At 69.3% G+C, this 12,349-nt stretch carries 12 protein-coding genes; 7 read left to right on the forward strand and 5 right to left on the reverse strand.

The window, feature by feature from the left end; genetic code table 11:
• Nucleotides 1–17: 17 nt before the first annotated feature.
• Nucleotides 18–1,055: a zinc-dependent alcohol dehydrogenase family protein gene (locus tag DI276_RS40350; RefSeq protein WP_112273805.1), complete on the reverse strand. Its 1,038-nt coding sequence runs from the start codon at nt 1,053–1,055 to the stop codon at nt 18–20.
• A 190-nt stretch (nt 1,056–1,245) separates the two neighbouring features.
• Here DI276_RS40350 and DI276_RS40355 point away from each other — a divergent pair, with 190 nt between their 5' ends.
• The 5 genes from DI276_RS40355 (at nt 1,246) to DI276_RS53525 (ending at nt 6,236) form a co-directional block, all read left to right on the forward strand.
• Nucleotides 1,246–2,619 carry an APC family permease gene (locus tag DI276_RS40355; RefSeq protein ID WP_232837249.1) on the forward strand — a complete coding sequence of 458 codons (1,374 nt, stop codon included), beginning with the start codon at nt 1,246–1,248 and terminating at the stop codon, nt 2,617–2,619.
• Nucleotides 2,616–3,860: an arginine deiminase gene (locus tag DI276_RS40360; RefSeq protein WP_112273807.1), complete on the forward strand. Its 1,245-nt coding sequence runs from the start codon at nt 2,616–2,618 to the stop codon at nt 3,858–3,860. Before DI276_RS40355 ends, DI276_RS40360 begins: the two co-directional genes overlap by 4 nt.
• A gap of 13 nt (nt 3,861–3,873) precedes the next feature.
• Entirely contained in the window at nt 3,874–4,866 is a 993-nt protein-coding gene (argF, locus tag DI276_RS40365; protein WP_112273810.1) for an ornithine carbamoyltransferase, read from the forward strand.
• Nucleotides 4,866–5,765: a carbamate kinase gene (locus DI276_RS40370; protein WP_112274075.1), complete on the forward strand. Its 900-nt coding sequence runs from the start codon at nt 4,866–4,868 to the stop codon at nt 5,763–5,765. Before argF ends, DI276_RS40370 begins: the two co-directional genes overlap by 1 nt.
• Before the next feature lie 69 nt (nt 5,766–5,834).
• Nucleotides 5,835–6,236 (forward strand): hypothetical protein, encoded by a 402-nt coding sequence (locus tag DI276_RS53525; protein WP_112273812.1) that lies wholly within the window; start codon nt 5,835–5,837, stop codon nt 6,234–6,236.
• Between the two features lie 71 nt (nt 6,237–6,307).
• Here DI276_RS53525 and pflA read toward each other — a convergent pair whose 3' ends face one another.
• Genes pflA through DI276_RS40390 form a run of 3 tightly spaced genes read right to left on the reverse strand, consistent with a single transcriptional unit; the run spans nt 6,308 to nt 10,523 of the window.
• The gene (pflA, locus tag DI276_RS40380) at nt 6,308–7,039 is read right to left on the reverse strand and encodes a pyruvate formate-lyase-activating protein (protein WP_112273814.1); all 732 of its coding nucleotides are present in this window, start codon (nt 7,037–7,039) and stop codon (nt 6,308–6,310) included.
• The gene (gene pflB / locus DI276_RS40385; RefSeq protein ID WP_112273816.1) at nt 7,036–9,285 is read right to left on the reverse strand and encodes a formate C-acetyltransferase; all 2,250 of its coding nucleotides are present in this window, start codon (nt 9,283–9,285) and stop codon (nt 7,036–7,038) included. The genes pflA and pflB overlap by 4 nt, the downstream gene beginning before the upstream one ends.
• The gene (locus DI276_RS40390) at nt 9,282–10,523 is read right to left on the reverse strand and encodes an Acg family FMN-binding oxidoreductase (protein ID WP_112273817.1); all 1,242 of its coding nucleotides are present in this window, start codon (nt 10,521–10,523) and stop codon (nt 9,282–9,284) included. The genes pflB and DI276_RS40390 overlap by 4 nt, the downstream gene beginning before the upstream one ends.
• Between DI276_RS40390 and DI276_RS40395 the strand changes: the two genes are divergently transcribed.
• Together DI276_RS40395 and DI276_RS40400 are read left to right on the forward strand one after the other, a co-directional pair.
• Nucleotides 10,511–11,128 carry a universal stress protein gene (locus DI276_RS40395; RefSeq protein ID WP_232837251.1) on the forward strand — a complete coding sequence of 206 codons (618 nt, stop codon included), beginning with the start codon at nt 10,511–10,513 and terminating at the stop codon, nt 11,126–11,128. The genes DI276_RS40390 and DI276_RS40395 overlap by 13 nt on opposite strands.
• Nucleotides 11,043–11,855, forward strand: coding sequence for a hypothetical protein (locus tag DI276_RS40400; protein ID WP_232837252.1), 813 nt, complete (start codon nt 11,043–11,045; stop codon nt 11,853–11,855). Before DI276_RS40395 ends, DI276_RS40400 begins: the two co-directional genes overlap by 86 nt.
• On the opposite strand, the gene DI276_RS40405 is transcribed toward DI276_RS40400, so the two are convergent.
• Complete coding sequence (locus DI276_RS40405) at nt 11,816–12,286, reverse strand: GyrI-like domain-containing protein (protein WP_157985274.1); 471 nt, start codon at nt 12,284–12,286, stop codon at nt 11,816–11,818. The two genes, DI276_RS40400 and DI276_RS40405, sit on opposite strands and share 40 nt — an antisense overlap.
• Between the last annotated feature and the right edge of the window lie 63 nt (nt 12,287–12,349).

Raw genomic sequence — 12,349 nt, forward strand, 5'->3', positions numbered from 1 at the left:
CCTTTGTCGTTGCGGTGTCAGGCTTGCAGGACGACCTTGAGCGCTCCGGTGTCACCGGCGTTCTCGAACACCTCGTACGCCTGCTCCATCTCGTTCAGTGTGAACCGGTGCGTGATGAACCGCTCTCCGTCGATCCGGCCGGCCTCGACCATGCGCAGCAGCGTGGGTGTGGAGACGGTGTCGACGAGCCCGGTGGTGATGGTGACGTTGCGGATCCAGAGGCTCTCCAAGTGCAACGTCGCGGGCTTGCCGTGCACACCGACGTTCGCGACGTGCCCGCCGGGCCGCACGAGCTTCGCGCACAGTTCGAACGTGTCCGGAACCCCGACCGCCTCGATCGCGACGTCGGCACCCAGACCGCCGGTGAGCTCCTTGACGATCCGTTCGGCCTCCTCGGCGCTCGACGCGGTGATGTCCGCGCCGAACTGCTTGGCCGCGTCGAGCCGCGACGCCGCGAGGTCCACGGCGATGATGTGGCTGGGGCTGTAGAGCTGTGCGGTCTGGATCGCCGCGAGCCCGATCGGGCCGGCGCCGACGATCACGACGGTGTCCGCGGGCTTCACCGTTCCGTTGAGCACACCGACCTCGTAGGCGGTGGGCAGGATGTCGGCGAGCACGACCGCGGCGACGTCGCTGACGTCGTCCGGCAGCAGGTGGGTCGAGGTGTCGGCGAACGGCACGCGGACGTACTCGGCCTGCACCCCGTCGACCAGGTGGCCGAGGATCCAGCCGCCACCGCCGAGGCACTGCCCGTAGCTGCCGGTGCGGCAGTACTGGCAGCGTCCGCACGTGGTGATGCAGGAGATCAGCACGCGGTCGCCGGGCTTGAGGCCGGTGACGGACGTGCCCACCTCCTCGACCACGCCGACGGCCTCGTGGCCGAGGATGCGCCCCGGCTCGACCTCGGGCACGTCACCCTTGAGGATGTGCAGGTCGGTACCGCAGATCGTCACCGCCGTGACGCGCACGACCGCGTCCGTCGGGGCCTTGATCGCCGGCTTGGGAACCTCTTCCCACGCTCGGCGGCCAGGCCCGTGGTAGACCAGCGCCTTCATCAGGATTCCTCCTCCGTCAGGTTTCCACCTCAGGCTGCTCGCGCTGGTGTGTGCCGCGCAGAGACGGGGGGCCCGCGTGGCCTGGGACCTAGGGCCCGCCACCCAGAAGACCTGAGGTGGTGGGGAATCGCGTGCCGGCGGCGCAGGCTGCTCAGAGCGACACAGTCCACATCGGAGTGAGGAGTTCGCCGTGAGCACAGACACCGCCGGACCGGAGGCCGCCACGCGGCCGGACCCGGGAAGTGACCGTCCGCGACCGTCCAGGTTCGGCCTGCCCACCGCGACCGCGCTGGTGGTCGGATCAGTGATCGGCACCGGGGTCTTCGGCCTGCCGTCCGCGTTGGCGGTGTTCGGTCCGGTCAGCCTTCTGGCGTTCGTCCTCGTGACGGTCGGTGCGCTGGCCCTCGCCCTCACCTTCGGCGCGCTGGCGAAGCGCATCGGCGGTTCGGGCGGTCCGTATCTGTACGCGCGGGACGCGTTCGGCGAGTTCGCCGGGTTCCTCAACGCGTGGTGTTACTGGATCACGGCGTGGGCGGGCAACGCGGCGATCGTCGTGGCATTGGTCGGCTACGTCGAGGTGTTCGTCAACACCGAGCACCAGGTCGGCTGGTCGATCGTCATCGCGTTGGCAGGCCTGTGGATTCCCGCGCTCGTGAACCTGTCCGGGTTGCGGAGCATGGCCGTCACGCAGATCGTCTTCACCGTGCTGAAGATCGTGCCGCTGCTGTTCATGGCGTCCGTCGGCCTGTTCTTCATCAAGTCGGCGAACTTCGGCCCGTTCAACGCGAGCGGCACCTCGATCGGCGGTGCCATCTCGGCCGCAGCCGCGATCGCGTTGTTCAGCTACATCGGCATCGAGACCGCATCGGTGGCCGCCGGCCGCGTCCGCGACCCCGAGCGCAACGTCGGCCGCGCCACCGTGTTCGGCACCATCGGTTGTGCCGTCGTGTACATCCTCGGCACGTTCACCGTTTTCGGCACCGTGCCGAACGGGGCGTTGCAGGAGAGCAAGGCGCCGTTCACCGACGCCGCCAACGCCATGTTCGGCGGCCAGTGGGCAGGGCAGGCCATCGCGGTCGCCGCGGTCGTCTCCGGCCTCGGCTGCCTCGTCGGCTGGACGCTGATCGTCGGTGAGATGCCGATGGCGGCGGCGAAGGACAAGCTGTTCCCGAAGGCGTTCCTGCGCACGCGCCGCGACATCCCCAGCTTCGGCATCATCAGCTCGACCGTGCTCGCCTCGGCGCTGGTGGTCGTGAGCTACACCAACTTCGAGCAGGTCTTCACCACGCTCGTGCTGCTGTCGGTGTTCACCGCCGTCGTGCCCTACCTGTTCAGCGCCGCCGCACAGCTGTTCTGGCTGCTGGTCCGCGGCCGCAAGGCCGAATGGCCGCACCTCGTGCGTGACGGCGTGGTGTCGGTGCTCGCGCTCGTCTTCGCGTTCTGGGCGTTGGCCGGAAGTGGTTACCAGGCCGTCTACTACGGCGTCGTGTGCCTGCTGCTGGGTGTGCCGCTCTACGTCTGGCTGAAGGTCGGCCGTCGCGAGTACGGCGAGGTCACGTCATGAGCCTGGGCGTCGGCTCGGAGGTCGGTGCACTTCGCCAGGTGATCGTGCACCGGCCGGGCCTGGAGCTCAGCAGGCTCACCCCGCGCAACTGCGACGAGCTGCTGTTCGACGACGTGCTGTGGGCCGCGAAGGCTCAGGAGGAGCACGACGTGTTCGCCGGTGTGCTGCGCGATCGCGGGATCACCGTGCACCACACCGGCACCCTGCTCGCGGAGACCTTGGCGCTGCCGGAGGCGCGGGCGTTCGTGCTGGACCGCGTGTGCACACCGGAACTGCTCGGACCGACGCTGGCCGGCCCGGTGCGCGAGTTCGCGGAGAAGGTCGACGCCCCGACCCTCGCCGAGCTCCTCGTCGGCGGCGTGACCCGCGCCGACCTGTCCCCGCTCGGCGTGCCCAGCCTGCGCTGGAACACCCTGGGACTGGACGACTTCGTGCTGCCGCCCCTGCCCAACACCCTGTTCCCGCGCGACAGCTCGGCGTGGATCTACGGCGGCGTGACGATCAACCCGATGGCCAAGGCCGCCCGGCGCCGGGAATCCCTGCACTGCCAGGCGATCTACCGGTTCCACCCGCTGTTCGCCGACGCGATGTTCCCGACCTACTACGGCGCCGACGACGCCAACCACCAGCCGGCCACGCTGGAAGGCGGGGACATCCTCGTCCTGGGGCGCGGCGTCGTGCTGGTCGGCATGGGGGAGCGGACCACCCCGATGGGCGTGGAGATGCTGGCGCGCGAACTGTTCCGCACCGGCCAGGCGACTTCGGTGATCGCCGTGCAGCTGCCCCGCTCACACGCCCTCATGCACCTCGACACCGTCATGACGATGCTCGATCTGGAGACGTTCATCCGCTATCCGGGCCTCGACCCGGACGCCCTGCGGACGTGGGTGATCACCCCCGCCGACGCGGAGGAGGTGGTCGAACGCAGCTCCGCCGGCCTGCGGGTGCAGGAGCGGGCCTCGGTGTTCGCCACCATCGCCGATCGGCTGGGCGCCGACCGCCTCCGGGTGCTGTGCGCGGACGAGGACGCTCGCGCCGCCGAACGCGAACAGTGGGACGACGCCAACAACTTCCTCGCACTCGCGCCCGGCGTCGTCGTCGGCTACGAGCGCAACACCGTCACCAACACCATGCTCACCGACCACGGCATCGAGGTCATCTCCATCCCGGGCAACGAACTCGGCCGCGGCCGGGGCGGCGCCCGCTGCATGACCTGCCCGATCCAGCGCGACGGCATCTGAAAGGACTTCTTCGATGCGACACCCAGGCTCGTTGCTCAAGGAACTGGACCTCACCAAGGAGAAGTTCCTCGACCTCGTCTCCCAGGCACGCGGACTGAAGCGCGCCAAGGCGTCCCACACCGAGCACCCCCTGTTGCAGGGCAAGAACATCGCCCTGGTCTTCGAGAAGAGCTCGACCCGCACCCGCTGCGCGTTCGAGGTCGCGGCCCACGACCAGGGCGCCCACGTCACCTACCTCGACCCGACCGGTTCCCACATGGGACGCGAGGAGTCCGTTCCGGACACCGCCAAGGTGCTCGGCCGGATGTTCGACGCCATCGAGTTCCGCGGCTTCGCCCAGGACACCGTGGAGGAACTCGCCGAGCACGCCGGTGTGCCGGTGTGGAACGGCCTGACCGACTCCTGGCATCCGACCCAGATGCTCGCCGACGTCCTCACCATGACCGAGCACTTCGACGGGCAGGTCGAGGACATCAGCTTCGCGTTCGTGGGCGACGGCCACAACAACGTCGCCCGGTCGTTGCTCATCACCGGCGCCCTGCTCGGCATGGACGTCCGCATCGGCGCACCCACCGAGTTGCAGCCACCCGCCGACGTGATCGCTCAAGCGCAGGAGCTGGCCGCGGTGAGCGGTGCCCGTGTGCTCGTCACCGACGACCCGGAGCAGGCCGTCTCCGGTGCCGACTTCATCTACACCGACGTGTGGGTGAGCATGGGCGACTCGCCGGAAGCCTGGGACACCCGCGTGCCGCTGCTGACGCCCTACCGCGTCACCGGCGAGCTGATGAAGGCCACCGGCAAGCCCGGTACGAAGTTCCTGCACTGCCTGCCGTCCATCCACGACCGCACCACGACAGTCGGCCGTCGCGTCTACGACCAGTACGGCCTGGAAGGCGCGGAGGTGACCGACGAGGTGTTCTCGTCGTCCTCATCGGTCGTCTTCGACCAGGCCGAGAACCGCCTGCACACCATCAAGGCGGTCATCGTCGCCGGATTGGCATCGTGATGCGGATCGTCGTGGCCCTCGGTGGCAACGCCCTGCTGATGCGCGGCGAACGCGCGGACGCCTCCGTTCAGCTCCACCACGTCGAGGCAGCGGCGCGAGCACTCGCGCCGCTGGCCGCCGAACACGAACTCGTGGTGTGCCACGGCAACGGCCCCCAGATCGGCTTGCTCGCGCTGGAAAGCGAGGCCGATCCGTCCCTCACGCGCCCGTACCCGCTGGACACCCTCGGAGCCGAGACGCAGGGGATGATCGGCTACTGGCTGGCCCAGTCGCTGCGCAACGCCGGGGTCCGCAAACCGGTGCTCGCGGTCGTCACCCAGACCGTCGTGGACGCCGCGGATCCGGCGTTCGCCGCGCCCACCAAGTTCATCGGCCCGATCTACGACCGCGACCAGGCCGACCGGCTCGCCGGGCAGAACGGCTGGACCATGGCGGCGGACGGACCGAACTGGCGCCGCGTCGTCCCGTCACCGGAGCCGCTGCGGCTGATCGAACAGGAGTCCATCGAGCAACTGGCGAGCGGCGGAACGGTCGTGGTCTGCGCGGGCGGCGGAGGCGCGCCCGTCGTCGACGACGGGCAGTTGCGCGGCGTGGAGGCCGTCGTGGACAAGGACCTCACCTCGGCCGAGCTCGCGATCGCTCTGAAAGCCGACCGCCTGCTCCTGCTGACCGACGTGTCCGCCGTGATGACCGACTTCGGCCTGCCGGACGCCGAACCACTGCGTCACCTCGACGTGGCGGAACTCGAGCACCTGACGTTCCCCGCCGGGTCGATGGGGCCGAAGATCGAGGCTTGCCGCCGGTTCGTGCTGGCGACCGGGTCCACGGCGGCGATCGGTGCGCTGACCGACGCGGAGGCGCTGCTACTGGGTGAGGCCGGCACGACGATCAGCGCGTAGGCGGTTTCGGCGCGCGAGGCGCACACTGGAGCCGTGGAAAGGTAGGCGGTTCACGAGGACTTCGAGCGTGTGCGGACGACGTTCCGCGCGCTGCTCAGCGAGACGTCTGGCGACGAACTGCGCCGCCGGTCGAACGGCACGCGGTGGACCAACCGGCAGCTGTTGTTCCACATGCTGCTCGGCTTCCTGATCATGCGCGCGCTGGTGGGGCTGGCGCGGATCGTCGCGCGCCCGACGGGGTGGGCCGTGCCTGAGCCCGGTTGCTCAACGCCGGCACGAAACCCTTCGACGCCGTCAACTTCGCCGGCTCCTGGCTCGGCGGGAGCGTCATGCCCCGCGGCGCGATGCTCGCGTTGTGCGACCGCACGATCGCGTCGTTGCACCGCCGCCTCGATCGCGAGAACGACCTCAGCCTGGCGAAGGGCATGCCCTACCCGACCCGTTGGGACCCGTGTTTCCGCGAGTTCATGACCGTGGCGGACCTGTACCGCTTCCCGGTGCGGCACTTCGACTTCCACCGCGCCCAGCTCTCGCTCGCCTGATCAGTGCACGGGGACGCCACAGCCGGCGAACTGGTCGCGCACCCGCCGCACCAGCTCGGCGTCGGGCGTGGGGACGTCGGCGAGCGTGAACGGAATGCCGAGCGCGGCGTACTTGGACGCACCGAGCTTGTGGAAGGGCAACACCTCCACGCGTTCGACGGAGTCCAGTGTGCTGACGAACGACGCGATGCCCGCGACGTTGTCCCAGTCGTCGGTGAGTCCGGGCACGAGCACGAACCTGATCCACATCGGCTTGCGCAGCGCCGACAGCCGACGCGCGAACTGCAGTGTGGGCGCGACCTCGCCGCGAGTGACGTGCCGGTAGGTGGCCGGGTCCCAGGACTTGATGTCCAGCAGCACCAGGTCGGTGTCGGCCAGAAGCTCGTCGGATGCCCGCGCTCCGAGAAAACCGGACGTGTCGAGCGCAGTGTGCAGGCCGAGCTGTTTGGCGCGCTGGAACACGGCGGCGGTGAAAGCGGGCTGCAGCAACGGTTCTCCGCCGGTGAGCGTCAGCCCGCCACCAGCGATCTCGATGAACCGCCGGTACTTCGCGATTTCGGCCATGACCTCGTCCACGGTCATGCGGTGGCCGTCGCGCAGGTGCCAGGTGTCCGGGTTCGCGCAGTAGAGGCAGCGCAGCGGGCACCCGCTGAGGAACAGCACGAAGCGGGTGCCCGGTCCGTCGACCGCGGTGGAGACGTCCCACGAGTGGACTGATCCGGTGGTGGTCACAGCGACTCGTGGAAGGTGCGGTTGATGACGTCGCGTTGCTGCTCGGGCGTGAGCCGGATGAAGTTCACGGCGTAACCGGAGACCCGGATGGTCAGTTGCGGGTGGTTCTCCGGATGTGCCATGGCGTCGAGCAGGGTCTCTCGGTTGAGCACGTTGGCGTTGAGGTGGAACCCGCCGGCGTCGGTGTAGGCGTCGAGCAGGCCGACCAGGTTGGTCACCTGCTCGTCCTCGGTTCTCCCCAGACCGACGGGCGTGATGCTCGCGGTGAGCGAGATGCCGTCCTGGGCCTGGTCGTACGGCAGTTTCGCCACCGACAGCGCCGCCGAGACGAGTCCGCGCCGGTCGCGGCCGTTCATCGGGTTGGCACCCGGTGCGAACGGCTCGCCAACGCGGCGGCCGTCCGGGGTGTTGCCGGTGTGCTTGCCGTAGACCACGTTCGACGTGATGGTGAGCACCGACTGCGAGTGCACGGCGCCGCGGTGCGCGGGGTACTGCCGCACCTTGCGCATGAAGTCCTCGACCAGCTCGACGGCGATCGCGTCCGCGCGATCGTCGTTGTTGCCGTACTTCGGGAAGTCGCCCTCGACCACGTAGTCGGTCGCGAGGCCGGTACCGTCACGGATCACGCGCACCCTGGCGTACCTGATCGCCGACAGGCTGTCCGCCACGACCGACAACCCCGCGATGCCGCAGCCGAGCAGTCGCTGGACCGGGTGGTCGTGCAGCGCCATCTCGATGCGTTCGTAGGCGTACTTGTCGTGCATGTAGTGGATGATGTTCAAAGCCTCGACGTAGGTCTTGGCGAGCCAGTCGATCATCCGGTCGAACGCCGCCCGCACCTCGTCGTGGTCCAGGTGCTCGGAGGTGATCGGCGGGAACGCCGGTGCCACCTGGACACCGGTCATCTCGTCGCGGCCACCGTTGATCGCGTACAGCAACGCCTTGGCGAGGTTGACGCGCGCACCGAACAGCTGCATCTGCTCGCCGACCTTCATCGCCGACACGCAGCACGCGATCGCGGTGTCGTCGCTGAACCGCGGCCGGATGAGGTCGTCGTTCTCGTACTGGATGGAGCTCGTGTCGACGGAGACCTCGGCGCAGAACCGCTTGAAGCCCACCGGCAGGCGTGGCGACCACAGCACCGTCAGGTTCGGTTCGGGTGCCGGGCCGAGGTTGTAGAGGGTCTGGAGGAACCGGAAGCTGGTCCGCGTGACCAGTGGGCGGCCGTCGTCGCCCATGCCGCCGATGGACTCGGTGACCCAGGTCGGGTCGCCGGAGAACAGCTGGTCGTACTCCGGCGTGCGCAGGAACCGCACGATCCGCAGCTTGATGACCAGGTCGTCGACGAGCTCCTGAGCCTCGCGCTCGGTCAGCACACCTTCGTCGATGTCGCGCTGCAGGAAGATGTCGAGGAACGTGGACGTGCGGCCCAGCGACATCGCCGCGCCGTTCTGCTCCTTCACCGCCGCCAGATAGGCGAAGTAAAGCCACTGCACCGCTTCCCGGCCGTTGGTCGCCGGACCGGAGATGTCGTACCCGTAGGACGCGGCCATGCTGCGGAGCTCGCCGAGTGCACGGATCTGTTCGGCCAGTTCCTCCCTGTCCCTGATGACGTCCTCTGTGGACATCAACCCGTCCAGGGCCGCGCGTTCGGCCCGTTTCGCCGTGATGAGACGGTCGACGCCGTAGAGAGCGACGCGCCGGTAGTCGCCGATGATCCGGCCTCGCCCGTAGGCATCCGGGAGACCGGTGATGATGCCGGCCTTGCGCGCTCGCAGGATCTCCGCCGTGTAGGCGTCAAACACACCGTCGTTGTGCGTCTTGCGGTACTTGGTGAAGATCTCCTCGACCCGCGGGTCGAGTTGGTAGCCGTAGGTCTTCAGGCTGGTTTCGACCATTCTCAGGCCGCCCGTGGGCATGATGGCGCGCTTGAGCGGTGCGTCGGTCTGCAAGCCGACGATCAGTTCAGCGTCGCGATCGACGTAGCCCGGACGGTGCGCGGTGATCGAGGACGGTGTGCTCGCGTCGACGTCGTAGATCCCACGTGCGCGTTCGTCGACGAACATCTCCGTCAACCGGTGCCACAACGCGGTCGTGCGCGGCGTCGGTCCGGACAGGAACTCCGCGTCGCCTTCGTACGGCGTGTAGTTGGCCTGGATGAAGCCACGCACGTCGACCTCATTGCACCACGGCCCCGCGCGGAATCCGCGCCATCCGATGGTCAGGCGTTCCGTCGTAGCGGTCATGACCTGCAGCCGTTCGGTTCCAGCAGCAGCTGGGAGACGGGACGACGCGGCGTCGCCGGAACCGGTGTGCTGAATCCCAGTCGCAGCACGGTCTGCGGCACGAGGATGCCGCCGAGCGAGCGCCGCAGCTGCTCGCGGACGCTGCGCACCTCGACCGGCTGGGACAGGAACGACGCGGACAACCCGTGCACGGTGGCGGCGAGCAGAACGCGCTGCATTGCTTGTCCCGCCTGCAGTTCGCCGAGCGGACCGTCGTAGAAGGAGCAGAGGACGACGATCAGCGGGTCGGACTCGTAGTCCTTGCCGGGCCTCCGTTCGGGTCCCTGGAAGTTGCGGAAGACCCACTCGTCCTGCAGCTCCGGGCGGACTCCCGCCGAAGCCGGTGGGATGCCGTCGCTCGCTCCAGGGCGGTGCCCCGTGAACGCCGCGAGCTCGGCCTGCACGGCGTCGTCGCGAAGCTGGATCTCGTGCGCCCGCTGGACGAACTTCTTGAGCAGGGCACGTTCCTCACGGCTCGAGACGAGGTGCAGCCACGAGCGCTCCAGCTCGGCCGCTCGCACCAGCGCGTGACGCTGGCGGGGGTCGACGGGCGCTTCGTGGAACGGCCTGCGGTTCGTGCGGCGGCGGGGAATCGCCTTGAGCAGCGCGCGGTGCTCGTCGTCGAGCGGCATCGTGCCTCCACGCCGCACGATCGCCAGCGCACCGGGCGCGTCGTGGCCGGGCGTCATCGACACGAGCGGCCGCACGCCCAGGCCCTGCAGCGCCAGCCGCAGGTTGAACAGCGCCGCACCGCAGGACAACCGCAGCTCGCGGTTGTCGGGATCGGTCGCGGGAAGCCGGTGGCACGGGTCGGGGTGCAGTTCGATCCGGTCGGGCAGCACGCGGAACCGCCAGGGCTGGGCGTTGTGCACGGACGGCGCGAGCGAAGCGGCCTCGAGCACCTGGTGGACCTGTTCTGGCGCCAGCCCCAGCGCCTCGGGCACCTCGGCCATGTCCTTCACCTCTTCGTGTCGCAGTCGAACTCTCCGTCTCCCAACTGTCCGTGCGGTCACCGCGTGGTCCCACCGTCGAAGGTCCCGACCTGACCGGGATCGGCGGGCGTCGGTGTGGTGAGCCCGATGGCCGGTGCCAAGGGCCCGACCGGTGCGGGACCAACGGCAGCGTGCACACGGCTTTCCGATTCGTAGCGTGTGATCCACGCCCGCCTTCTGACTGGAGGACAACGATGAAAGCCCCATCCGCCCCGATCGTGTGCGGTGTCGACGGCTCGGACTCGGCGCTGGCCGCGGCCGGCTGGGCCGCGCAGGAGTGCGCCCGGCTTCAGGTGCCGTTGTTGCTCGTGCACGCCTTCATGCTGCCGACCCGCGGCTATCCCGAGGTCGTGCTCGTCGGCAGCGACATCCGCCACGCGATGGAGGAACAGGGCCGTGCGTGGCTGGAGGAGGCCAGGGCGGCGGCACGAGCGGCGGCTCCCGAAGTCGAGGTGACGACCGAGGTCTTCTGCTGCGGCGCGGGCGCGTTGCTGATCGAGCTGTCGAAAACGGCCCGGCAGGTGGTGGTCGGCTCACGGGGTCTCGGCACCGTGACCGGCCTGTTCATCGGCTCCACGGCCGTGGCACTGGCGGCACACGCCCAGAGCCCGGTCGTCGTGGTGCGCGGCACCGCCGTACCCGGCGGCCCGGTGGTCGTCGTTCGCGGGCGTCGCGCTGCTCTTCACCGGCCGCTACCCCCAGGGGCTGTTCGACTTCGTGCTGGGCATGGACCGCTGGGCGTTGCGCGTGGCGGCCTACGCGGGCCTGATGACCGACTCCTACCCGCCGTTCCGCTTCGACTCCGGTGGTGACGAGGCGGGAACGACGACGATCGAGCAGTCACCGACACCGCCGGCACCGCCCGCACAGGGCTGGTCGGCCGGTCGCGTGACCGCCGTGGTGATCGGGGCGCTGCTGCTGATCACCGGTGGTGCCGTCGGCGGAACGGGCGGGTTCGGTCTGTGGGCGGACCAGACGCAGCGCGACTCGTCCGGACTGCTGAGCACGAGGTCGGAGTCGTTCCACAGCAACGGGTACGCGATCGAGTTCGGTACGCTGGAGCTGCGCTGGACGGACGCGGACTGGGTGCTGGCGGACAACTGGCTCGGTGAGGTGCGGCTGAAGGCCGACAACGGCGTGTTCATCGGCATCGGCCGGACGGATGACGTGAGGCGCTATCTGTCCGGTGTGGAGCACGACGAGGTGAGCATGGCCGGTGACCGGGTGACGTACTGGCACCGCGACGGTGGCGTGCCGGCGGATCCCGCCGCGCAGACCTTCTGGGCGGCGTCGGGCACCGGTCAGGTGAGCTGGCGCGCGGAGCAGGGCAGCTGGACCGCGGTGGTGCTCAACACCGACCGCTCGCGAGTGGTCGACGCCGGCCTCGCCGCTCAGGCCGAGGTTCCGGCGCTGCGTCCGGTGTCCATCGGCCTGATGATCGGCGGGGGCCTGATGTTCCTGCTGGGCGTGGTGCTGCTCGCGGTGGCCGTTGCCGGTGCTCAGCGCCGCAGCAGCGGCACGACGACCTCGGTGACGTAGTCGTCGGAGCTCTTCTCCTCGTCCGGCCCGTTGAGGTACAGCTCCCTCGGCGGGCCGGACGGGGTGTGGCCGTGTTCGTGGACCCACGTGAAAACCGCTTCGTACGCGGCGGGAATCTTGTCGTAGGCACCCCGGTGCAACGTGCGCGCGGCCGGTCCTCCCGGCAGGTCGACGACGTCGACGGGGTCCTGGCCCGGGACCTCGCCGGGGATCGGCAGGTACAGGTCGAGCTCGAAGTCGCCGTCGGTGACCGGTCCCGGATACGCGAGCTGCGGCGGACCGGAGGGCGCCACGTTCGCCGCGGCCGCGAACTCGTAGAGGTTCTGCAGCCCGCCGCCGACCGACGCGGCGATGCCGTGAGCGGACGTGCGCACCCTGAGGTGACATGCCGTCGTGGGGGAGAGTTCGGTGAGCGTGATGTCGTATGTCATGCACCAGAGCGTCGTTCGCGATGTCCTGGTCCGGCAGGGTCGAAGGTCCATGGCCGTTGGGGC

Source organism: Lentzea terrae (genome assembly GCF_003265345.1).
GTDB classification, from domain to species: domain Bacteria; phylum Actinomycetota; class Actinomycetes; order Mycobacteriales; family Pseudonocardiaceae; genus Lentzea; species Lentzea terrae.